The organism is Chryseobacterium sp. MYb7 (assembly GCF_002979455.1).
GTDB lineage: Bacteria > Bacteroidota > Bacteroidia > Flavobacteriales > Weeksellaceae > Chryseobacterium.
On the sequence record NZ_PCOU01000005.1, the window covers coordinates 123,138 to 146,946 of the forward strand.

24 protein-coding genes and 1 other RNA gene are annotated in these 23,809 nt (G+C 35.3%); 20 read left to right on the top strand and 5 right to left on the bottom strand.

Features of this window, described 5'->3' with window-relative positions; genetic code table 11:
• Positions 1-258: 258 nt before the first annotated feature.
• Positions 259-795: a helix-turn-helix transcriptional regulator gene (locus CQ046_RS06240; protein ID WP_105701422.1), complete on the bottom strand. Its 537-nt coding sequence runs from the start codon at positions 793-795 to the stop codon at positions 259-261.
• 966 nt (positions 796-1,761) lie between these two features.
• Between CQ046_RS06240 and CQ046_RS06245 the strand changes: the two genes are divergently transcribed.
• On the top strand, positions 1,762-2,871 hold the full coding sequence (locus CQ046_RS06245; protein ID WP_105701423.1) for a M14 family zinc carboxypeptidase: 1,110 nt from the start codon (positions 1,762-1,764) through the stop codon (positions 2,869-2,871).
• A 238-nt stretch (positions 2,872-3,109) separates the two neighbouring features.
• Here CQ046_RS06245 and CQ046_RS06250 read toward each other — a convergent pair whose 3' ends face one another.
• Positions 3,110-3,607, bottom strand: coding sequence for a DUF4920 domain-containing protein (locus CQ046_RS06250; protein WP_105701424.1), 498 nt, complete (start codon positions 3,605-3,607; stop codon positions 3,110-3,112).
• A 142-nt stretch (positions 3,608-3,749) separates the two neighbouring features.
• Here CQ046_RS06250 and CQ046_RS06255 point away from each other — a divergent pair, with 142 nt between their 5' ends.
• The 7 genes from CQ046_RS06255 (at position 3,750) to CQ046_RS06285 (ending at position 12,656) form a co-directional block, all read left to right on the top strand.
• Complete coding sequence (locus CQ046_RS06255; protein ID WP_105701425.1) at positions 3,750-5,162, top strand: APC family permease; 1,413 nt, start codon at positions 3,750-3,752, stop codon at positions 5,160-5,162.
• Positions 5,163-5,324: 162 nt separating this feature from the next.
• Positions 5,325-5,765, top strand: a complete 441-nt coding sequence (locus tag CQ046_RS06260; RefSeq protein ID WP_002979175.1) for a GPW/gp25 family protein — start codon at positions 5,325-5,327, stop codon at positions 5,763-5,765.
• 24 nt (positions 5,766-5,789) lie between these two features.
• The gene (locus CQ046_RS06265) at positions 5,790-7,673 is read left to right on the top strand and encodes a type VI secretion system baseplate subunit TssF (protein WP_105701426.1); all 1,884 of its coding nucleotides are present in this window, start codon (positions 5,790-5,792) and stop codon (positions 7,671-7,673) included.
• Between the two features lie 86 nt (positions 7,674-7,759).
• Positions 7,760-8,647 carry a class A beta-lactamase, subclass A2 gene (gene bla, locus CQ046_RS06270; protein WP_105701427.1) on the top strand — a complete coding sequence of 296 codons (888 nt, stop codon included), beginning with the start codon at positions 7,760-7,762 and terminating at the stop codon, positions 8,645-8,647.
• Positions 8,648-8,930: 283 nt separating this feature from the next.
• Positions 8,931-11,762 carry an excinuclease ABC subunit UvrA gene (gene uvrA / locus CQ046_RS06275; protein ID WP_105701428.1) on the top strand — a complete coding sequence of 944 codons (2,832 nt, stop codon included), beginning with the start codon at positions 8,931-8,933 and terminating at the stop codon, positions 11,760-11,762.
• A 246-nt stretch (positions 11,763-12,008) separates the two neighbouring features.
• Positions 12,009-12,413 carry a hypothetical protein gene (locus tag CQ046_RS06280; protein ID WP_105701429.1) on the top strand — a complete coding sequence of 135 codons (405 nt, stop codon included), beginning with the start codon at positions 12,009-12,011 and terminating at the stop codon, positions 12,411-12,413.
• Positions 12,414-12,521: 108 nt separating this feature from the next.
• Positions 12,522-12,656 carry a bacteriocin-like protein gene (locus CQ046_RS06285; RefSeq protein WP_089692266.1) on the top strand — a complete coding sequence of 45 codons (135 nt, stop codon included), beginning with the start codon at positions 12,522-12,524 and terminating at the stop codon, positions 12,654-12,656.
• Between the two features lie 33 nt (positions 12,657-12,689).
• Here CQ046_RS06285 and CQ046_RS06290 read toward each other — a convergent pair whose 3' ends face one another.
• Positions 12,690-13,232, bottom strand: coding sequence for a DUF3828 domain-containing protein (locus CQ046_RS06290; protein ID WP_105701430.1), 543 nt, complete (start codon positions 13,230-13,232; stop codon positions 12,690-12,692).
• Between the two features lie 119 nt (positions 13,233-13,351).
• Here CQ046_RS06290 and CQ046_RS06295 point away from each other — a divergent pair, with 119 nt between their 5' ends.
• From CQ046_RS06295 to CQ046_RS06310, 4 genes are all read left to right on the top strand, one after another.
• Positions 13,352-13,864, top strand: a complete 513-nt coding sequence (locus CQ046_RS06295) for a DUF421 domain-containing protein (RefSeq protein WP_105701431.1) — start codon at positions 13,352-13,354, stop codon at positions 13,862-13,864.
• Between the two features lie 5 nt (positions 13,865-13,869).
• Entirely contained in the window at positions 13,870-14,361 is a 492-nt protein-coding gene (locus tag CQ046_RS06300) for a GNAT family N-acetyltransferase (RefSeq protein WP_105701432.1), read from the top strand.
• A 275-nt stretch (positions 14,362-14,636) separates the two neighbouring features.
• Positions 14,637-14,771, top strand: a complete 135-nt coding sequence (locus tag CQ046_RS06305; RefSeq protein ID WP_410493676.1) for a quinol oxidase subunit 4 — start codon at positions 14,637-14,639, stop codon at positions 14,769-14,771.
• 149 nt (positions 14,772-14,920) lie between these two features.
• Positions 14,921-15,109, top strand: a complete 189-nt coding sequence (locus CQ046_RS06310; protein ID WP_228406888.1) for a hypothetical protein — start codon at positions 14,921-14,923, stop codon at positions 15,107-15,109.
• A gap of 43 nt (positions 15,110-15,152) precedes the next feature.
• Here CQ046_RS06310 and CQ046_RS06315 read toward each other — a convergent pair whose 3' ends face one another.
• Positions 15,153-15,467: a DUF4286 family protein gene (locus tag CQ046_RS06315; protein ID WP_105701435.1), complete on the bottom strand. Its 315-nt coding sequence runs from the start codon at positions 15,465-15,467 to the stop codon at positions 15,153-15,155.
• A 148-nt stretch (positions 15,468-15,615) separates the two neighbouring features.
• Between CQ046_RS06315 and gyrA the strand changes: the two genes are divergently transcribed.
• From gyrA to CQ046_RS06350, 7 genes are all read left to right on the top strand, one after another.
• Positions 15,616-18,204, top strand: a complete 2,589-nt coding sequence (gyrA, locus tag CQ046_RS06320; RefSeq protein WP_105701436.1) for a DNA gyrase subunit A — start codon at positions 15,616-15,618, stop codon at positions 18,202-18,204.
• 30 nt (positions 18,205-18,234) lie between these two features.
• Complete coding sequence (locus CQ046_RS06325) at positions 18,235-19,272, top strand: tetratricopeptide repeat protein (protein ID WP_105701437.1); 1,038 nt, start codon at positions 18,235-18,237, stop codon at positions 19,270-19,272.
• 220 nt (positions 19,273-19,492) lie between these two features.
• Positions 19,493-20,329, top strand: a complete 837-nt coding sequence (locus CQ046_RS06330) for a 1,4-dihydroxy-2-naphthoyl-CoA synthase (protein WP_034697698.1) — start codon at positions 19,493-19,495, stop codon at positions 20,327-20,329.
• A gap of 75 nt (positions 20,330-20,404) precedes the next feature.
• Complete coding sequence (gene menA / locus CQ046_RS06335) at positions 20,405-21,334, top strand: 1,4-dihydroxy-2-naphthoate octaprenyltransferase (RefSeq protein WP_105701438.1); 930 nt, start codon at positions 20,405-20,407, stop codon at positions 21,332-21,334.
• A gap of 18 nt (positions 21,335-21,352) precedes the next feature.
• Entirely contained in the window at positions 21,353-21,799 is a 447-nt protein-coding gene (locus CQ046_RS06340) for an SRPBCC family protein (RefSeq protein ID WP_105701439.1), read from the top strand.
• 5 nt (positions 21,800-21,804) lie between these two features.
• Positions 21,805-22,092, top strand: coding sequence for a hypothetical protein (locus CQ046_RS06345; RefSeq protein ID WP_105701440.1), 288 nt, complete (start codon positions 21,805-21,807; stop codon positions 22,090-22,092).
• A 69-nt stretch (positions 22,093-22,161) separates the two neighbouring features.
• Positions 22,162-22,848 (top strand): metal-dependent hydrolase, encoded by a 687-nt coding sequence (locus CQ046_RS06350; protein ID WP_077417039.1) that lies wholly within the window; start codon positions 22,162-22,164, stop codon positions 22,846-22,848.
• Positions 22,849-22,964: 116 nt separating this feature from the next.
• Here the strand turns inward: CQ046_RS06350 and ffs are convergent.
• An RNA gene (gene ffs, locus CQ046_RS06355) (signal recognition particle sRNA small type) lies at positions 22,965-23,062 on the bottom strand.
• A 131-nt stretch (positions 23,063-23,193) separates the two neighbouring features.
• Between ffs and CQ046_RS06360 the strand changes: the two genes are divergently transcribed.
• Positions 23,194-23,796 carry a DUF4199 domain-containing protein gene (locus CQ046_RS06360; protein ID WP_105701441.1) on the top strand — a complete coding sequence of 201 codons (603 nt, stop codon included), beginning with the start codon at positions 23,194-23,196 and terminating at the stop codon, positions 23,794-23,796.
• Positions 23,797-23,809 lie beyond the last annotated feature (13 nt).

Consider the following 23,809-nt stretch of genomic DNA (forward strand, 5'->3'; position numbering starts at 1 on the left):
ACAATGTATGAAAAGACTTTATTTACTGATATAATACCTCCTTATAACAGGATCTTACAACCCCATAAGCAGAACAGATTACCCTTTAATAAATAACCGAAATTATGAAAGTATAGTTGTGGAACAGATGATGCAGTAAGATGAAAACTTCATCCCTTTAATTTCCCATTATATTTCAAAAACAAAATAAAGCAATAGCTTTAGTTTTCTTCTTCAAATATTTTTTAACCTGATCATTTTTTCTTTGATCAGGTTTTTTTAGGGCTCAAAACTTTCGAATTTTCCGTTTTCGTAGAACAAAACAATACGTTTTATTTTACTTTGTTGATTTCCAAATAGTTGTCCTAATATTTGATCGCTTGAATTTTCTAATCGCTGAGAATCCGATATTTTTTCCGGAGCTTTATCTTGGGTCGGTATAAACGATTCTCCAGAACTTGATTTGGGAGCTTCCGCTTCCGTTTCATCACTCCCGAATTCATCATCATCATTCATCATCGTAAAAAGATCGGGTAGTGGAGTTGTTTTTATTTTCTCCTCTTCGGTATGTTCTTCATAAGTTTCTGTTTCGGGCAGCTGAGATTTCAGCATCTCACCTTCACCAGTAACCAGCCAGTCCCACAGAAGTTCCGGGAAGCGGGATTTTATTTTTATGATAAACTCAAGAGACGGTTTGTTTCTTCCGGAAGTAATATGCGAAATAGAGGAACGCTGTACATCAATCTCATCAGCAAACTCAGAAGGAGTAAGATTTGAATACTCTATAATTTTGGAAATTCTTTCATTTAAACTCATAAAAATAAGCCTTTAATTATTTTACAAATGTAACTGTTATAATTTACAAATGCAAAATACAAATGTAAATAAATGAAAATATTATCTGTATACATTTGTAATACATGTGTAATTATTTTAAAATCAATGTATTAAAATATGATTACAATTGTATTTAATTACTATATCAATCCGTTATAAGACTTCTGAACAGGCATCTTTGATGTAGTATTGGAGTATGATTTACCCTAAATATTGGTTTAAAAATGTAAATTCATACATTTTTAAAGACTATTTTGATCCTTAAATCTCTTTAAAAGTTGAGTATACATTATTAAACCAACTAAATCCTTTTTATAGCTTTAATTATAGCTAAATCCCTTATAAAAGCCATATAAAAGCACCTTTATGAATGTTACATTGGTAAATTACTGATGTAAACACCCTATTTTAAGCCCATTTTAGGTGTTATTGAAGAGAAATAGTATTCTTATTAACCAACAATTTTTATCCTGGATTAAAATGCTTCGAAAAATAACTGTTTGATTAAATTTTGAAAGAAAAATAGGATTTATAAACACTTTACATATGTATACAGTATTAAATTACAGAGTTATCCACAATTTTAATGTTTAAGAAAATAACCCTCAAATTTCCAAATAATCCTTTTATACACTTAAAGTACTGTTGCAAATACAATTGAGGTAAATTCTATAAATCATTGAATTTTAGTAACTTAAATATATTGCTTTAAATTATTCGCAATCCACAATTTTATCAACAGACAAATTGTCTTCTGGTAGTGTTTAATAATGTTACAAGTGTTAACTTGCTTTTAAAGCTTAAAAATTCGTGGATTTAAGACTTGTAAACAGTTTTAAAAATTGATGTCAAATGTAAATTTGTAAATTTTAGTAATATTTACAAATGTTAATTTAAGTTTTGACTAAAAATGGCTAAATTTGATTCCTGTAAACAATTCCCAAAATGAATTTTGAACAGATCTATTCTCAAGCACCTGATTTCTCAAATCGCTATATTTCCCCTGAAAAATTATTTTCTTACCTACAGACCAATCTCAGCGATTATATTCAGGAGATCGGAACATCCTATTTAGATAAACCTATTTATCAGTTAAGCATCGGAACCGGAAATATTCAGGTATTGGCCTGGTCTCAAATGCACGGCAATGAATCCAACGCTACTCATGCTATGCTCGACCTTTTGGTAAGCCTTGATAAAGCTCCAGAAATGAAAGAGGATCTATTCAGTAAAATAAAACTCGATTTTATATTCATGCTGAATCCGGACGGATCTGAAAGATGGACCAGACTGAATGCAGCCGATATTGATCTGAACAGAGATTTTCATAATGAAGCAAGTAAGGAGATTAAATTTCTGAAAAAAGCGGCTGCTTCCAAGAAGTATGATTATGCATTAAACCTCCATGAGCAGAGAACGATTTTTACTACTGATGGCATTCATCCTGCTACACTTTCCTTTTTGGCACCTTCTGAAAACGTAGAACGTACTGTGACGGAAAACAGAAAAAAATGCATGGCAGTAATCGGAAGTGTTTACAACCATTTAAAGGAAATGATTCCTAATCAGATTGGAAGATATTCTGATGAATTTTATCCAACTTCTACAGGGGACAACTTCATCAAAGCCGGAATGCCAACGATTTTATTTGAAGGTGGCCACTTTGTAGATGATTATACCAGAACAGGAACAAGAAAATATTATACGATTGCTCTTTATTATGCATTGAAGGCAATCAGTGAACTGAATTCTGATATTACAGGTTGGGAAACTTACCTTGAAATCCCTGAAAACCAGGAAACCCATTATGATCTTATCTATAGAAATGTAAAACTGAATACAGATCATGAATGTATTTTGGATATAGCCGTTCAGTATAGAGAAATAAAAGAGGATGGGAAGAATGAAATCTCATTTATTCCTTTTGTAATGGAAGCCGGAGACGTTAAAAAAAGAAAAGGCTGGAAGGAAATAGACTGTACCGGAAAGAAATTTATTTCTGCCACTAAATATCCAAAACTGGATTCTGTGGTGGATTTTACCATTGAAGATTAAACAAGGTTGGTAATATCTATTTATCAGAAATAATTTAAAAATAAAAAGAGTTTATAAAATAGCTCTCAAAAATAAAAAATTCGGCAGACCTACAGGTCTGCCGAATTTTTTATTTTTATATCTGACTTCTAAAATTGGAATGTTTGTCCAATCAAACTTACAAAGGTTATTATTCAATAGGAATGGGCTTTAGCCAAAACCTAATTCGAGAATACAAATTTTATTCGATGATTAAATCTTAGTTAACCACTTTAATTCCGTTTGCTACAAATCTGATCTCTTCTTTTGGCTGCGTAATTGCATCAATTTCAGACTGAGGCTTTTTAGCATCTTCTGCATAATGTTTCTGCTCATTTACAGAAGTTACTTTTCTTTCTGCATTTCCTTCCAATACTACATTTTTACCTTTTAGGGCTGTAGGTACGAAGAAAGCATAGTCTTTCATTTTTACAAAAAATTTAGAATTATCTTCCGTTTGAATCGTAAGCCAACATCCTTTTTTGTCACAGACATCGGTTACTTTTCCTTTAACGGATACATTCTCAACTTTTTTTTTATCTTTTTTAAGCTGTTTATTTAATTTATCTACTGAAACCGCTTTGGATTCAGCAGAAGAAGTTACCTGATCTCCGTAAGTGTCACCTACCAAAGCTTTTCCTTCTGGTGGTCCGGATTGAGCAAATGCTAATGAAGAAGCTGTTAATGCTGCACCCAATAATATCGCTTTAAATTTCATGTTTAATATTTTTTCCAAAAATACTAATTAAAATTGAATCATAAAGGAATAAAAAATGACAAAAAACAGGTGTTTTAATGAATTTTCAACAAAATTGAAAATAAAAGACAGATTTGATTATATTTGACCCCTATACTTGACTATGCAGAAAAAATTAAAACTATGGGATGCCATCATGCTCGTGATGGGATCTATGATTGGAAGCGGGATCTTTATTGTAAGTGCCGATATGATGAGGAATCTGGGATCCGGATATTGGATGATTGTGGTGTGGGTCATCACAGGAATAATGACGGTAGCCGCAGCTATAAGCTATGGAGAGCTGTCCGCATTATTTCCAAAAGCCGGAGGACAATATACCTATCTGAAAGAAATTTTCGGAAAAAGAATGGGATTTCTTTATGGATGGGGATTGTTTACAGTAATACAAACAGGAACTATTGCTGCCGTAGCAATGGCTTTTGGTAAATTTACAGCATATCTTATTCCTTCACTCAACGATGCTGCACCTATTTTCCAGAGTGGTGAATTTAAAATTACCTGGATACAGATTTTAGCGATTGCCGTTATAGTTTTGCTTACCTATATCAACACCAGAGGAGTAGAGAGCGGCAAAATCCTTCAGAATATCTTTACAGGTTCTAAAATTATTGCATTATTAGGTTTAATTGCTGCTGGTTTTATATTGGTGGATATCTCTCACTTATCAGAAAACTTTAGCTGGGGCACAGATTCATTTAATAATCTTAAAAAAGATCTGAGTGGTAACTTTCTTAAAGAAGGCTGGGAACCGATTGGTGGAATGACTCTTCTAGGCGGAATTGCAGCAGCGATGGTAGGTTCTGTTTTCAGTTCTGTAGCTTGGGAAAGCGTAACATTTGTTTCTGGTGAAATTGAAAACCCTAAAAAAAACGTTGTAAAATCAATGATTTACGGGACTTCTGCGGTAATGATTCTTTATATAGCGGTAAACTATGTATACTTAAATGCATTAGATAGAGATGCTATTGCCTTTGCTGCTAACGACAGAGTAGCGGTATCAGCCTCTCAGAATATTTTTGGAAGTGCAGGAACCATCATCATTGCTTTATTGGTAATGATTTCTACTTTCGGATGTAATAACGGGTTGATTCTGGCAGGAGCAAGAGTTTTTCAGACCATGGCAAAAGACGGAATGTTCTTCAAGTCGGCGGAGAAAAACAATAAAAATGAAGTTCCGGAAAATGCTTTATGGATGCAGGGAGTTTGGGCTTCTATTTTGTGTCTGAGCGGGCAGTACGGGAATTTATTAGATATGATCTCTTTCGTAATCGTTTTGTTTTATATGATTACGGTTTTTGGAGTTATTTACTTAAGAATGAAACAGCCTGAGCTGGAAAGACCATATAAAACATGGCTTTATCCGGTAACCCCTGTTATTTATCTTGTAATAGGAACTTGTTTCTGTATTTTACTGTTAATCTACAAGCAGCAGTATACATGGCCTGGCTTTGTGTTGGTACTATTAGGTCTTCCGGTGTACTATTTTATCAACCGAAAAAAAGCAGATGCTTAAAATAAAATAAAAATATAACAGATTAAAGGGTCTTCAATTCAGTTTGAAGACCTTTCTTTTTGAATAATATTTTAAAGTATTATAATCATTATTTAGTGAAAATGCGTATTTTGGTATTCCGTTTTTAGATAAGCGGGAACCATGAAGTAAAAACTAAAAGTTATGGATACACCAAATTATAGAATGCCTTTCGTACCGTCTACTTTAATGACCGAAGGCGGAAGTATCGATACCTGCGATATGGGGGAAAGTATTGCCCACAATATTATGCTGCTGATCACCACCAAAAAAGGGGAGAACAGATATGATGAAAACTATGGAAACGATGTTTGGAACCTTGAATTCGATAATGGAGTAACAAGTGCCATCTGGGAAAGCGTTTTTATCAAAAGCCTAAGGAGACAGATTCAGGAATATGAACCAAGAATCGTAAACCCGCAGATTGATGCTCACATCCAGTTTGTAGAGCACAGCTACGATACCAAAGAACACACCGAAATTAAAAAGAAGGTAAGAATTGCCATCAATGCAAAAATGGAAGAAACAGGAGAACGTTTCAGTTTTTCAACAGAACTGTTTCTAAGCCCAATGTCTATTGATTAATATTTTTAACAGCGAAAGAAAATTATGAATTTAGATCAGAATATATATTCCAAAGAATCTGTAAAAGCAAGAATGCTGCAGAATGCCACTAAGGTATGGGGACTCAGAAGCCCTCAGTCTTTAGATCCGTTTGTAAAACTATTGATAGATGCATTTAGTACAGAAGTTTTTAAAGCGAATAATGAAATACAAACGGTAAATGCCCGTATATTGGAAAAACTGGCAAAACTACTTACACCGTCTATTTATACACATCCTATCCCGGCTCATTCTGTGGCTTTTACACAGCCTTATGATTCATCCGAAATTTTATTGGAACATACGGAATTTTTCTTCCGCAAACAGATGACTTCCACGGTAAAATCAGAATCAGATAAGCAAATTAATATTCCTTTTACTCCGGTAGGCAATGTAAGAATCAATAAAGTTCACACCTCCATTATGTTTGTAGGAAATACCTGTTATAGTATAGATGACAGGTTCAATAAAATTCCTATTGCAAGATTTCAGGGAAGACCGGAAGATTACAGAAAAATTACGATAGGAGTTGATGTCAGTAAATATGTAAGTGAAAACTTTCCAAAATATCTGAGCGTATTCTGCTCCAATCCTGCTTTTGAACACCTTGATTTTGTGTATAAATTATTACCGTATATCAACGTGACAAGCAATGGTAATCCGCTTTTTGTAAGAGAGGGATTAAGTTACCTTACAGAAAATCAAAATGATGGCTACGAGCAGATGTTCAAAGAACAGTCTATCAGAAATAAAGTGATTGAGGATATTAAAAGTATCTACCGTCATAAATTTATTGAAGTTACAGGAATTTCTCAAAGTCTGTTTTCAGAACCGGGACAGCTTCCACAGAATCTTGATTTCCTTACAGAGAAAGAAGAAATTACCAAATTCCTGGATAATAAACGTTACCTGTGGCTTACTTTTGAATTTCCACCACAATTTTCGGCAGAAATCCTTGATAATTTTTCCTTTGTTCTGAATGCCTTTCCGGTATACAACAGAGGCTGGAAAAAAACAGAATACAGTCTTGATATCATGGGAAATAATATCCCCTTGGTAACAGATGAAGGGGAACACTTCCTTTATGTAGACGAAGTTCAGGACGGTGATGGAAGAAAGTACACCGAAATCCCTTTCACTCCGGCTGATGATCTTAAAAAAGGCTTATATACGGTAAGAAAAGGAGGAATGGAGCGCTTCACCAGCAGAAATGCTGTTGATATGATTGCCAATGTTCTGGAACTGACAAGGGACGAAATTGCAGCATTTTCCCTTTTGAACAGGGATAATGTAAAAGGAGTTCTCAGCGAAATGTCTGATAAAATGAAATCCATGGTACAAAAAGTAAACAATGCCAAAAGGAGTATCAGACAAGAGCTGAACTACGTGATCATGGAGCCTGTTGAAAAAACAGATCATACCTATGCTGCTTTCTGGGTAACTCATTGTACGCTTGCCAATCATATGCGTCCCGGAACTGAACTTTCCAATCAATTGAAATCACAAACCGTTGTACTGCTTACAGAAACATTGGGTGGAGCTGAGGAACAGAAAGGAACAGATAGTATTCAGGCTTATAAATATGCACTCACGACCAGAGATAAAATCATTTCCTTGGAAGACGTTAAAAATTATTGCCGAATGATCCTGAAAGATGAGGTAAGAGAAGTAAGGGTAAGAAGAGGAACAATGATCAGCAATAAGCCTAAAGAAGGTTTTGTAAGAACAGTTGAGGTAGAAATTATCCCTCAGAATTATTCTTTCTACGGAAGGGCGTATTGGGAAAATATGGCGAATATTATCAGAAATCAGATTATCGCCAAAGCTATTGACGGAATTGAATATATTGTAAGAATTAACAATGAAGATGTTGATTTTCAGGATATATAAATCATTTTAAAAATAAAATCAATTTAAAATATAAAATGCCGTACCCACTACGGCATTTTTAATGTAATAATCAGAATCACAATTCAATGAAAAAAATATCTTTTTTGCTGCTGCTTCTCCTTTTCGGAGCCCATTTGAAAAGCCAGACTATTAAAGAGCTGAGAAATAAGATCAATCAGATTATCTCTACAAAAAATGCAACTGTTGGAATATCTTTAAAAGGAATAGAAGATAAAGATACGCTCAGCATCAACGGAAATAAAGAAACCCCGATGTTGAGTGTTTTCAAATTTCATATTGCCTTAGCTGTTTTGAATCAGGTAGATAAAGGAAAATTAAAACTTAATCAAAAATTCTTTATTAAAAAAGAAGACCTTTTGCCTGATACCTGGAGCCCAATCAGAGAAGAATATCCTCAGGGAAATATGTATCTTACATTAGATCAATTGATAAGATATACGGTTTCCCATAGTGATAACAATGGCTGCGATATTTTGCTGAATATCATTGGCGGAACAGAGACCGTGCAGAAATTCATTAATCTACAGGGAATTAAAGATTTTACAATAAAAGTAAACGAGAAGGAAATGGCATCCTTCGAAAAATGCTACCTAAATACCACAACGCCCTTGGCAACCACGGAACTTTTAGAAAAATTCTATAAAGGAAAAGTGCTGAAAAAAGAATCTACAAAATATCTGTATCAGGTAATGGTAGAAACCTCACGAGGACTTACCTGGATGAAGGCAGGGTTACCCACAGGTACAGAACTGGCTCACCGTACAGGAATTTCCGGAAGAAACGAAAATAATCTACGTGCAGCAATGAATGATGTGGGAACTATAAAACTTCCTAATGGAAAACACATCGTTTTATCCATTTATCTGAAAAATATCAATGAAGAAATGACAGATACGGAAAAAATCATTGCAGATGTCACCCGCGCTGTCTGGGATTACTACACGCGCAAATAAGTTTGTAATATGAATTATGAATTATGAATTATGAATTATGAATTATTCTTTTTCTAAACATCAATAGGAATGGGCTTTAATCCATTTTTAATTTTAAAAACAAACCTGCTGGCTTTAGCCAAAACATAATTACCTGAAATCAAAACTCAATAATATCTTATTCAATCCATTAACAAAACCTAAGAATTTTTTATGAAACTTTTATCCCTTTTAAATTCAAAAAAATTCCATAAAATTCCGTATTTTTGCACGTCGTGATTTTCAGGCAAAGTCACTCCAAATTATGAGCAAATCAACAGAATATATAGAAGTTTACGGAGCACGTGAACACAATCTTAAAAATATTAATGTTAAAATTCCACGTAATGAATTGGTCGTTATTACAGGCCTTTCCGGAAGTGGAAAATCGTCATTGGCTTTCGACACTATTTTTGCAGAAGGCCAGCGTCGTTATATTGAAACATTCTCTGCTTATGCACGTCAGTTTTTGGGCGGGCTGGAGCGTCCTGATGTAGATAAAATTGAAGGGCTTTCTCCTGTCATTGCTATCGAGCAGAAGACGACCAATAAAAACCCTCGTTCTACCGTAGGAACGGTTACTGAGCTTTACGATTTTCTGCGTCTTTTGTATGCAAGAGTTTCAGATGCTTACTCTTTGTCTACAGGACAGAAATTGGTAAGTTATACTGAAGATCAGATTCTTGAAACCATCAAAGAAAACTATAAAAAAGAAAAAATAATGCTTTTGGCGCCTGTGGTACGTTCCAGAAAAGGACATTATCATGAGCTCTTTGTTCAGATGGCTAAAAAAGGTTATGGACAGGCAAGAATTGATGGTGAACTGCAGGATATTGAATATGATTTAAAACTTGACCGTTATAAAACCCACGACATCGACATTGTTATCGACCGTTGGATCATCGGGGAGAATGCCTCAGAAGGCAGAATGGAAAAATCCCTGCGTACCGCAATGGAAATGGGAGAAGGGATTATCGGAATTCAAAAGCTGGGAGGTACAGATATCGAATATTTTTCCAAAAATCTGATGGATGCAGAAACCGGACATTCTTTGGCACTGCCGGAGCCGAATACTTTCTCATTCAACTCTCCAAAAGGAAGCTGCCCGAACTGTAAAGGACTGGGAACAATTAAAAAGATCAATACCGATTACTTTATAGATAATCCTAAATTGTCAATCAACCAGGGAGGATTATTACCGTTGGAAGATATCAAATCTAACAAATGGATTCTTTCTCAGATTAAGAATATTCTTGAAATTTTCGGATTGGGATTAACAACGCCGCTTCAGGATATTCCGGAAGAAGCACTGGATTATATCTACAACGGATGCCATAAAGAATTCAATAAAGACCTGAAATATGCAGGAATTACCAAGAAAATAAAGATTGGCTTTGACGGTTTGATCACCTTCATGGAAGAAATCATTGAGGAAAGAGAATCTTATGAAGCCATTTTATTGGAAAGACATTTCACCACAGAAGAAACCTGCCCGGAATGTAATGGTACCCGTCTTCAGCCTTCAAGTTTAAGCTTTAAAATTGACGGAAAAAATATTGCTGAGGTTAACGGTTTAAGCTTAGCAGATTTAAAAGACTGGCTAGCTGACGTTAAAGATAAATTCTCAGAAAAAAATAAAATTATTGCTCACGAGATCTTAAAAGAGATTGAAACCAGACTTCAGTTCCTTCTGGATGTAGGTTTGGATTATTTAAGTTTGAGTAGAAGTTCAAAAACCCTTTCAGGAGGGGAGTCACAGAGAATTCGTCTGGCAACACAGATCGGATCTCAGTTGGTGAATGTATTGTATATTCTTGATGAACCTAGTATCGGGCTTCACCAGAGAGATAACGAAAGACTGATTCATTCCTTGAAAAACCTGAGAGATATCGGAAATTCTGTATTGGTGGTAGAACATGATAAAGACATGATTCTGGAAGCCGATGAGGTTTTGGATATTGGTCCAAGAGCTGGAAAATTCGGTGGAGAAATTCTTTGGCAGGGAAAACCAAAAGATTTATTGAAAGCTGATACCATTACTGCTCAATATATTAACGGAAAAAGAAAAATTGCAATTCCTGAAGAAAGGAGAGCAGGAAGTGGTAAAAATATTGTTTTAAAAGGAGCTACAGGGAACAATCTTAAAAATGTAACGCTGGATATTCCTCTTGGAAAATTAGTAGTGGTAACCGGAATTTCAGGAAGCGGAAAATCTTCATTGATTAACGGTACATTGTATCCAATCCTTAACAAGCATTTCTACAGAGCGGTTCAGGAACCGCTACCGTACAAAAAGATTGAAGGACTGGAGAATATTGATAAAATTGTAGACGTAGACCAGACTCCGATTGGAAGAACACCTCGTTCGAATCCTGCTACCTATACCGGAATGTTTACTGATATCAGAAACCTTTTTGCAGAACTGCCAGAAAGTAAAATCCGTGGTTATAAGCCGGGAAGATTCTCTTTCAACGTAAAAGGCGGAAGATGTGAAACATGCCAGGGTGAAGGATTAAAAGTGATCGAAATGAATTTCCTTCCGGATGTATATGTACATTGTGAAACCTGTAACGGAAAACGTTTCAACAGAGAAACGCTGGAGGTTCGTTACAAAGGAAAATCAATCTCTGACGTATTGGATATGACGATTGATGAAGCGGTAGATTTCTTCCAGCCGATTCCTAAGATTTTTGCGAAAGTAAAAACATTACAGGATGTAGGTTTAGGATATATAACCCTTGGACAGCAGTCGACAACCCTTTCAGGAGGTGAAGCACAACGTATCAAGTTAGCAACCGAATTATCAAAAAGACAAACAGGAAATACCCTTTATATCCTTGATGAACCAACAACAGGACTTCATTTTGAAGATGTAAAAATCCTGATGGATGCCATCAACCAATTGGTAGAACTTGGAAACTCTTTCATCATCATCGAACATAATATGGATGTCATCAAATTAGCAGACCATATTATTGACGTAGGACCTGAAGGAGGAAAATATGGTGGACAGATTGTAGCACAGGGAACTCCAGAGGAAATTGTAAAATCTAAGAAAAGCTTGACAGGGAAGTTTTTGAAGAGAGAATTGGAGTAGATATCAGAATAAAAATCAAGATAATTATTGGCTAAACTAATCAGGTTTAGCCTTTTTTATGCTTAAAATAGCCTTCCAATATTAAATTTTCAATTATTTTTAAAATTTATTTATCTGTAAATCAGTGTTTTATATTTCAATGTTAACCTAATGTTAACTGAATGTAAAATTAATATGAATTATTTTTAATAACTTTGGTTAAGAGATACAAAAATAAGTTAGTATAATATTTAAAACCAGTTAGTTATGAAAAATAGAATTCAAATATTGATGGCTTCACTTTTCGTTTGCGGATTTGCTGCTGTTTTGAACACTGCTAAAGCTCAAACTACAGATCATAATACCATTCAGGAAATTCAGCTGAATAGAAGTGAAACATTTAATGATATCAGAAATAAATTAGAAGCCAATTTTGATCTTACCAACCCTGATTATAAACAGGGAACCGTAAACTCAGTGGTGAAATTCGATATTGCAAAAAATGGAAAGATTGTCAACGTACACTCCACTGGAGATTGCAAAACTGTAAGCAAAGAAATTGAAATGGTACTAAGTGATCTTGATTATAAAGTAGACCGCAATAAACTAACTGATAATATGGTTGCTTACACTTACGTAATGCCTGTGACAGTAGAAATCCACAGCAGATAGTATTATATTATTCAATAATATGTGAATAATGAAAACTTATCAGATTAAGTTGTAATAAAGAATAAACTCCAAGGTTTTAATTTTGGGCTACCATAAAATTAAAACGATATGAAAAATCTAAAGAAACTGACGAAGTCAGATTTGAAATCAGTGTACGGAGGAGAACCTAAAAAATACTGTACGTTTTGCGAATGGGCAAATAAAGTAATTTGCAGTGATATTCCAATCGTTCAATGCCCGTAAAAAATAAAGCCGCTTATAAAAGCGGCTTTTCTATTATTTCGTACTCTGAACAAATTCTGTTAATCTTGCTTTAAGATCTTTAGAATTTCCTATTTTATCAAAAGTAACATTATCTACTCTCCATCCTTTTTCTGTATTGGTCAGATGTACCGTATCCATCCATTTTTCTTTAGGTGCAGCATGATTATATTCAAAGGCTACCAATGCTTCAGCCGTATTATCCTGTACTTTTACAGACTTGATTTTATAGCTGGTAAATCCTTCATACAAGCTGGAAAAAATAGCTCCTTCAAAGATTAAAGGCTTCTCGTCGGGATGGTCACTTTTTTTCACCTTTTCAATATCTGCTTTTGAAGCATTAATTGCATCTTCTAAAACTTTTTTTAAATCCTGAGAAAACAAAGTATCAGGAATAGGGTTGTTGTAAACAGCTTCGTTAGACTTGCCATATTGAGTATAAAGTGCATTTACTTTTTCATTAATGGCTGCATCTGAAGATATAGAAGGCTTAGGCTCATTTTTTTTACAGGATACAGCAAGTAGAAAAATTCCTAAAAAGAGAAATAATTTTTTCATTTGATCTTATTTTTGTGGTGTTTATCAGAGTCCCAAGGTCAAAATGCATACCAAAATCTGTTAAAAAATATTTTTTATGCATGACAAAAATCAATACATTTGAGTAGATAAAAAAAATTGTGGATCTTATTCTTAATGTTGCTGTCCGTTCCCTCTGCGTTTACCTTTTTATGGTAATTGCTATCCGTTTGTTTGGTAAAAACCAGCTTTCTCAGCTCAATGCAGGAGATGTTGTATTGTTATTATTAATTTCAAATGCTGTTCAGAATGCAATGGTAGGTCCTGATACCTCTCTTCAGGGAGGCATTATTGCGGCATTGGTTTTGTTTGTTGCTAATTTTATCTTGAAAAGGATCATGTTTTCCAATCGTTCCTTTCAGACTTTTATGGAAGATGAACCTGTCATTCTGATCAGAGACGGAGTTGCGGATCAGGCAGCCCTGAACCGGGTAAAGATCACCGAAAGCGAATTGGAAGAAGCCATCAGAGAACATGGGATTGAAAACATACAGAATGTAAAGCTTTCTGTTCTGGAAGTGGATGGAAATATAAGCGTTGTTTCTCAGGACGAGAAGAGTAAACAGACTCACTATTCAAGAATTAAAAGAAAAATGAAACGAAAATACCATTAAATACGATGAATTACGAATTAAGAGAAATGCTTCCCAGTGACGAAGTAAGGGTGCTTGAGATTTTCCGACAGGGAATAGACAGTGGAATTGCCACTTTGGAAACAGAAGTTCCCACTCCGGAAGCCTGGAGCATGGAATATTTCAACGACTGCCGTTGGGTACTTGAAAATGAAAATAATGAAGTAATAGGATGGTGCGCCCTAAAACCATTCAGTAAAAGAGAAAGTTTTAAAGGAGTGGCAGAAGTAAGCATTTATTTCGATAAAGAATACCAAGGCAAAGGATTGGGTTCCATATTGCTTAAAAAGATCATTTTGGACAGCGAAGACCATGGATTCTGGACATTACAGACCAATCTCTTCTCAGAAAATGAAATGGCAATCAAGTCTCATCAAAAAAATGGGTTCAGAACGGTAGGTGTCCGCAAAAAAATCGGAAAGCTCAACGGGGAATGGAAAGATCTTGTTCTGATGGAGAAAAGAAGCGAAACGATTTAAAAAATTATAAATTATAAATGATGAATGATGAATGATGAATGATGAATGATGAATGATGAATGATGAATGATGAATTTGTTTTATAAGCACACTAATCTCCATTACAAAATTCACTATTGACTTGCGAAGCAAAATTGACCATTGACAATAAAAGACTATATATTTCAACTTTGAACTTTCTTTTTGGCATTACCATTGTAATATTACATTAAGTTGAAAAAATAGAAATAATGAAAAATATAATTAAAATTACTGGAGTACTTATTGTGGTATTGATGCTTTCATCCTGTGTAGTTCATGATAATGGAGCCAGAGGAAATACAATCCCTCCGGGACAGGCTAAAAAAATATATGGTGGAAGTGCCAAAGATTATGCTCCTGGACAGGTAAAGAAAAGAAATGGTTATTAAGAGGCCTTTAAAATAAAAATACAAACACTCATTTTTAACATACATTGGCTTAATTTCAGTTTATACTGGCATTAACATTGATATATTTTGCTATCGAAATTGAAAAAGTGAAAGTAATGAAAAGTATGTTGAAAATTGTAGGGGCAGGCGTGGTCCTGTTAATGCTGTCCTCCTGCGTAGTGCATGAACCTCATGGAAGAAGAATGCCGCCGGGACACGCAAAAAGGTATTATGGCGGAAGTACAAGATACTATGCACCTGGTGAGGTTCAAAAAGTCTATATTTATGAAGAGCGTGGCCATCATCACAGAGGTCGTGGTCATAGATACCATAGATAAAAAAGAAAAGCACTGAATTTATCAGTGCTTTTTTTATGATTAATTATAATCTCGACTTTTTGGGATTCAGGAAAGTGTTAAAAATCATAACTTCTTGTCCGAATTTCTTCTCAATTCTTTCCGAAATATTCAAAAGTTCACTTTGAATGAAGTCTTCTCGCAGTTCATCATTATCAAAGATTAACAGAAGATTATAATTTTTACCTTCTTCAATAAAATCACTGTGCACTTCAGAAAGGATATATTTATTTACATCCATCAGGTTTTCAGTCATTAAAACCAGTGTTTCATCAATATAATTTTCCCATTCTTCTAGGTTATCTTTTGTACAGTGGAAAGTTATACTTAATACGCTCATTTTTTATGAATTTTTAAGATTTTTTGGATAAATTCTACAGCAAAAATCGGCATTTTTTTCGTAAATTAGCCCGTTAATAAAAATTGGAAATAAATAATTTTCAGACTTACAGCTAAAGGTTTGAATATCATTACAATAAAATTTGTTTATGCAAAAAGAAGGAGAAAGACTGATTCCTATCAACATTGTTGATGAAATGAAGTCGTCTTATATCGATTATTCGATGTCCGTTATCGTTTCAAGAGCGTTACCGGATGTAAGAGACGGCTTGAAGCCCGTTCATAGAAGAGTACTTTATGGTATGTATGGATTAGGGGTGTTTTCTAATAGAAAATATTTAAAATCTGCGAGAATTGTTGGGGATGTTTTGGGTAAATATCACCCGCACGGAGATTCCTCTGTATACGATGCTATGGTAAGAATGGCTCAGGACTGGAGCTTACGTTATCCTCAGGTAGACGGGCAGGGTAACTTCGGTTCAATGGATGGTGACCCGCCTGCAGCAATGCGTTATACTGAGGCAAGATTGAAAAAAATCTCTGATGAGGTTCTTTCAGACCTGGATAAAGAAACAGTTGATTTCCAGAATAACTTCGACGATAGTTTACAGGAGCCAACAGTAATGCCTACCAAAGTTCCTAACCTTTTGGTGAACGGTACTTCAGGTATTGCGGTAGGGATGGCAACCAATATGGCGCCACACAACTTATCTGAGTCGGTAGATGCTATCTGTGCTTATATTGATAATAAAGAAATTACAATAGATGAGCTGATGCAGCACATCATTGCTCCGGATTTCCCTACAGGGGGTATCATCTACGGATATGATGGTGTGAGAGATGCATTCCACACAGGAAGAGGTAGAGTAGTTCTAAGAGCTAAGGTTAACTTTGAAGAAATCGGAAATAGAAACGCTATTATCGTTACCGAAATCCCTTATCAGGTGAACAAGGCTGAAATGATCGCCAGAACAGCAGAACTCGTTAAAGACGAAAAAATCCCTGGTATCCACGAGATCAGAGATGAGTCGGATAGAAAAGGACTTCGCGTTGTATATGAATTGAAAAATGATGCAATCCCGAATGTAGTTCTTAACCTATTATATAAATATACAGCACTTCAGACTTCTTTCAGTGTCAATAATATTGCATTGGTTCACGGAAGACCGGAGCAGTTGAACCTTAAAGATATCATTCATCACTTTGTAGAGCACAGACATGAGGTAATCGTAAGAAGAACTCAGTATGAGCTTAAAAAAGCAAAAGAAAGAGCACACATCCTTGAAGGATTCATGAAAGTGATCGGAACTCAGGATGCTTTAGACAGAGCTATTTCTATTATCCGTCACAGTGCTAATCCTCAGGCTGCAAAAGAAGGTTTAATCGAGGCATTTGAACTTTCTGATATTCAGGCTCAGGCGATTCTAGATCTTAGATTGGCTCGTCTTACAGGAATGGAGCTTGATAAGATCCGTGATGAATACGATGCGATTATGAAAGAAATTGAGAATTTAGAAGATATCTTAGCCAACGAGCCAAGAAGATTCCAGATTATCAAAGAGGAATTAATCGAAATCAAAGAAAAATACGGAGACGAAAGAAGAACTGAAATTGATTATTCAGGAGGAGAAATGTCTATCGAAGATATTATTCCGAACGAATCTGTAGTTCTTACAATTTCTCATGCGGGATATGTTAAAAGAACTTCTCTTTCAGAATATAAAATTCAAAGCAGAGGAGGGGTAGGAAATAAAGCGGCAACAACAAGGGATTCTGATTTCCTTGAATATATTGTTTCTGCTACCAACCACCAGTATATGTTATTCTTTACAGAAAAAGGAAGATGTTACTGGTTAAGAGTATTTGAAATTCCTGAAGGCTCCAGAACAGCAAAAGGAAGAGCGGTACAAAACTTGATTAACATTGAGCCGGATGATAAGATCAAAGCGTATATCAGAACCAATAACCTTAAGGATTCCGAATATGTAAATCAAATGAGTGTTGTGATGGTTACCAAAAACGGTACAATCAAGAAAACATCATTAGAAGCTTATTCAAGACCAAGAGTAAACGGGGTAAATGCTATTGAAATCAGAGATAATGACCAGTTATTAGGTGCTTACCTTACCAATGGGACATCTGAGATCATGATTGCTACTAAAAACGGTAAATGTATCCGTTTCCCTGAAGAAAAAGTAAGAGAAGTAGGTAGAGGATCTATCGGGGTAAGAGGTATTGCTATGGAAGACAATGATGAGGCTATTGGTATGATTGTTGTGAACGATGTAGAGAACGAAACAGTACTTGTAGTATCTGAAAAAGGATATGGAAAAAGAACTGCAGTAGAAGACTACAGAATTACCAACAGAGGAGGAAAAGGTGTAATTACGCTGAACATTACCGAAAAAACAGGAAATCTGATCGCTATTCAAAACGTAACAGATGAAGATGGATTGATGATCATCAATAAATCCGGTGTTGCCATCAGAATGGGAATGGATGAAATGAGAGTAATGGGTAGAAATACACAGGGTGTGAAGTTGATCAACCTTAAGAAAAATGACGAAATTGCAGCCATTGCAAAAGTAGAAATGGATAAAGACGTAGAAGAAGATTCTGAAGAACTTGAAGAAGGAGAAGAAGGAGTAGGAACACTATTTGATGATCAGGAAGAGAATACAGCACCTCAGACTGAAAATGAAAATACTGCAGAGGAAAATTCTGATTCTGAAGAATAAATTGTACAATATAAATATAAAATAGTTATTATGAAGAAACTAATTTTAGGAATGGCTATCGTAGCATCTGCTTTTGCTTTTGGGCAGAAAAAAGATGCCGCTGCTTTGAATGCTCAGCTTCAGGAAGCTAACAAAGTTGCTATGGATGCATATAATGCAAAAAACTATGCAGCAGCAGCACCAAAGTTTATTGAAGTTTATGACTTATTAAAGTCTAGCGGTCAGGACAACAAAATATATATGTATTATGCTGGTCTTAGCCACGCGTTAGCTAATAACAGTGACCAATCAATCAAAATTTATACAGACCTTGTTAACTCAGGATTTACAGGAGTAGAAACTACGTATACTGCTAAAGAAAAGAAAACAGGACAGGTCGTGAATCTTGATAAATCCACTTGGGAGCTTATGAAGAAAAACTCTGACTATTCTGACTTCAAAACTGAACAGTCAAAAAGTATAGAACCAGATTTGTATGAAACTTTGGCTTCATTACTTCTTAACGCGAAAAAAGGACCTGAAGCTCTTGCTGTTATTGAAAAAGGATTAGTGAAATTCCCGAACAGTGCTAAGCTTAAAGAAGCTCAGACTACAGCATATCTTCAGTCTGGAAACACAGATAAATTTGTTTCAGGATTAAAAGAGCAGTTGGCTAAAAACCCAAGTGATCCTACAAACTGGTATAACTTAGGAGTAATGCAGGCAAAAAGCCCGGCTACTGTTAACGATGCGGTAGAATCTTTCAAAAAGGCAATCGAACTTAAACCTGATTTCTCTGATGCATACCAAAACTTAGTGTACACTACTATTGGTGATGATTCTAAAGTAGTAGCTGAAATCAATGCATTGAGAAAAGACAAGCCGGATGAAGCTTCTAAATTAATCGATGCAAGAAGAGAAAGATTTGGAAAAGCATTACCATACGCTGAAGGATGGTATAAAGCAAATCCAAAAAGCATTGACGCGGTTTCTGCATTAAAAGAAATTTATGTAGTAACTAAAAACATGGATAAAGTTAAAGAAATGAAAGCTAAAGAAGCTGAACTTACAGCTGCTGGAGCAAAATAATCATTATATAACTCAATAATAAAAAGCTGGAACAGAAATGTTCCAGCTTTTCTTTTGGTCAAAATTAATCTGTGCTCTCCATTCTAAAACAGCCCTTTTGCTGAATATTTACAACAGGAAATCCGTCATTCAAAATTTATCCTCCTTATCGCAATGATCAGTAAATTTCCCTTATAGAAATTCTCTGTAATTCCGTATCTTTGAGAAAAATTTTTATAAGATGATCGAGTGGAAAACCGCCAAGGAATACGAAGATATTACCTATAAAAAATCTAATGGAGTAGCAAGAATTGCTTTCAACAGACCAGAGGTTCGTAATGCTTTCAGACCTAAAACAACTTCAGAATTATACGATGCTTTTTATGATGCCTATGAAGACCCTTCCATAGGAGTGGTATTACTTTCAGGAGAAGGACCAAGTCCTAAAGATGGAGGTTGGGCATTTTGCAGCGGAGGTGATCAAAAAGCAAGAGGACACCAGGGATATGTAGGAGAAGACGGAAGACACCGTTTGAATATCCTTGAAGTTCAGCGTTTGATCCGTTTCATGCCGAAAGTAGTAATTGCAGTAGTTCCGGGATGGGCAGTTGGTGGAGGACACTCTCTTCATGTAGTATGCGACCTTACTTTAGCAAGTGAAGAACATGCTATTTTCAAGCAGACAGATGCTGACGTTACAAGTTTCGATGGTGGCTATGGTTCCGCTTATCTTGCTAAAATGGTAGGACAGAAAAAAGCCCGTGAAATTTTCTTTTTAGGAAGAAACTATTCCGCTCAGGAAGCTTTCGAAATGGGAATGGTGAACAAAGTAGTTCCTCATGCAGAATTGGAAGATACCGCCTACGAATGGGCTCAGGAAATATTAGCTAAATCTCCAACTTCTATCAGAATGCTGAAATTCGCTATGAATCTTACGGACGATGGTATGGTAGGACAGCAAGTTTTTGCAGGGGAAGCTACACGTCTTGCTTATATGACCGAAGAAGCTCAGGAAGGAAGAAATGCATTCCTTGAAAAAAGAAAGCCTAACTTCGGAGAAGATCAATGGATATCATAACATTAGTGATGGGTAATAAGTAATGAAAAATATTATTCATTACTTATTACCCATTGCTTATTACTTATAAATAGTATGACGGATTGGATAAAAGCCGCAAGGCTAAGAACTTTACCGCTTTCCCTAAGCGGAATTATTATGGGAGCCTTCATTGCAAAATGGAGACTGTACGGAGAAGGTGGAACCTGGGATTGGAAGATCCTTGCACTCGCTCTTTTGGTGACGCTTTTATACCAGATTTTATCAAATTATGCTAATGATTATGGTGATGGAGTAAAAGGAACAGACGCCAAAAGGATCAATGAAGCAGAGGCAAGAGCTGTAGCATCGGGAAAAATTACTGCAAAACAGATGAAGAATGCAGTAATCCTTTTCGCAGCATTATCTTTCATTGCTACCATTGCTTTGCTATATGTAGCTTTCATTCCAAACTATATGAATGAATTTTATATCTTCATAGGATTAGGAGTAGCATGTATTCTTGCAGCGATTGGATATACAGTAGGTAAAAAACCTTACGGATACATGGGGTTGGGAGATATCTTCGTGTTTATCTTCTTTGGGCTGGTTTCCGTATGTGGAAGTTATTTTCTATTTACAAAAACGTTCAGTTGGGATATGTTATTACCCGGAACAGCTGTAGGAATGATGAGTATGGCGGTTCTTAACCTGAACAACATGAGAGATATAGAAAGTGATAAATTATCAGGAAAAAATAGCTTTGCATTGAGAATCGGATTCAGAAATGCAATGATCTATGAAATGGTGTTGTTACAGCTTCCGTTATTGCTGATTCTTATGTTTTTAGGAATAAATGGATTTATGCAGGGACAAAACTATTACGTTTTCATTGTAATGATCCTATTATTCCCATTGTCAAAATTGAGAAGAAAGATTTTATCCGTAAAAGAACCAAAAGAATTAGACCAATATTTAAAGCAGGTCGGGATCATGACTTTTGTAATGGCTATTCTAACGGCGGTCGGACTTAATTTATTTAACTAATTTAAAAATAAAACACTCATGAATTCCAATGTCTATGTTGAAGCTCAAATGCTTATCAGAAAACCGGTTGAAGATGTTTTTGAAGCATTCATCAATCCGGAAGTGACCACCCATTTCTGGTTTACAAAATCTACCGGAAAGCTGGAGGAAGGTAAAACAATTACCTGGGAATGGGAAATGTACGGAGCAAAATCTGTGGTGAAAGTTCATCAGATTATTCCAAACCAGCTCATCAGAACAGAGTGGGGAGAGCCTTCAACCAACGTAGACTATGAATTCAAAACCATGGAAAAAGGAACTCTTGTTATCATTAAAAGCTACGGATTCAGCCAGAGTGGTGAAGATCTGTTAAAAGTAATTAATGACAATACAGGAGGTTTTACAACGGTTTTAGACGGGTGTAAAGCTTATCTGGAACATGGAATTAATCTCAACTTAATTGAGGATAAATTCCCGCAAAAATAGAAAATATGAAGACTGCTTTAAAGATAACTTCTTGTTTGTCTATTGTTTTAGCTTTATTACTTATTTATTATTTGATAGAAGAGTTAAGGGGTGGTATGTCAGTTTTTGAAATTGATTTCATTCCTGCTTTGATCACTTTGATTATCATTGCCAATGCTGTCTTAGCTTTTTATGTGTTAATCGGGAAATTACCAATAATGAAACCGTTATTGGGTCTCCAGATTTTAATAATAATACCAACATGTCTGTTGATATATGAGTTTTTTTTAAAGCCACCCATGGGATGTTCTTAAATAAAAAAGATGATTCTTTCCCTTAAAGGGACGAGACATCATTATTCAAAATTTTAAACTAAATTTAAAATGAAAATACAATTCTTAGGGCAAAATTGCTTCCTGTTCACGTACAAGGACAAAACAATTTTGAGTGACCCTTTTTACAATTACAAAAAAGCAGAATCAGGTTTTGATATTTCTGCTCAAAAAATTGATTACATCCTGTTGACCCATGCACACGGTGATCATATTGCCGATGTAGCAGAGGTATTGCAGCATTATCCGGAAGCTACCATTATTGGAGTTCCTGAAGTATGTGGTTACTTTCAACAGGCTAAAAATAGAGACGATGTGAACTTAGGAGGATCGGCAAAAATCGACGATCTTAAAATTTCCATGGTTCCGGCTCATCATACAAGTTCTTTTCCGGATGGAAGCTATGGAGGCGTTCCTGTAGGGTATATTTTCAGACTTCCTGAAGGTAAGAATATCTATTTGGCAGGTGATACAGGAGTAATGGCTGATATGGAACTGTTCCCGAGATTATACGGAAACATAGACCTGTCTATTCTTCCCATCGGAAGCCACTACACAATGTGTCCTAGAAAAGCCTCTTTTGCAGCAGCAGAGCTATTGAAAACACCGAAAGTAATCGGATGTCACTTTGATACTTTCCCTGCCATTGAAATCAACCATGAAAGTGCATTAAAGCATTTTGCAGATAAAAATGTAGAACTTGTTTTACCAAAATTGGGAGAGACGTTCGAATTTTAGTCAATAACGAAACCGGAGGTAATCTGAAAATTAGAAAATGAAAATGATGCGTAAGGTATTAAAAACAAAAAAAGATAATTATCAAATTACCTCTCTTCTTACTTTAAAACAAAAAAAAATGGCAAGCTACCTAAATCACACCGCTACGACCGATTACCTTTGCTGCGTTCCCACCCTGGAGGATTCTCAGGAGCTGGTTGTTTAGGACTTGCCGTTGCAAAGGTAGGAATATTTTATAAACTTCAAAACTTTATCAAAGAAAATTAGTTGAAAAAATGCAGTAGTAAAGCTAAACGCCTGACATTTAGAGGGAAAATTTTTCAACTTTTTTTTAAAAATTTAAATATGACGAAAAGTCCATCAACACTAGGAATTATACTTTTTATCGCTACAATGATCGTTTTCTTTGTAGTGTACACTTTTTTCTCAGGAATCAATTATTTTGATATCTCTTTGAAATCCAATGCTTTTATTTTGCCTCTTCTCTATGCGGGAGCTGCTTTCTGGTCTGTAAAATCTTACTGGAACAACCATAGAGTAGTAAAATTTAAAGATGCTTTCAAAAGAGCATTTGTCCCAATGTTTGTGGGAGGAGTTCTTTCCATCTTCAGTATTTATGCCTTTTTAAACTTTGTAGATCCGGCTGCTAAAAAGCTGTTGAACTACCAATATGTTCAGAGACAAAAATCAGAACTGGATACAGAATATACTTCAGCAAGAAAAATTCTTAAGCATCAGAAAGATATTGATGAGCTGGATCAGAAGTACAAAGAAAGATTACAAAGCTTCACACCTGAGGCTGTTAAAGGAAAAGATATGCTTACTGCAAGTCATTTTTCAGGATATTTTGCAGCAATTCTTATATTTTACGTAGTTTTGTCGGTGTTTTTTGGAGCGTTTTTCAGAACAAGAACGATACATCAACCTGAAGAAACCAATCAAGCCTAATTTTTATTAAAAT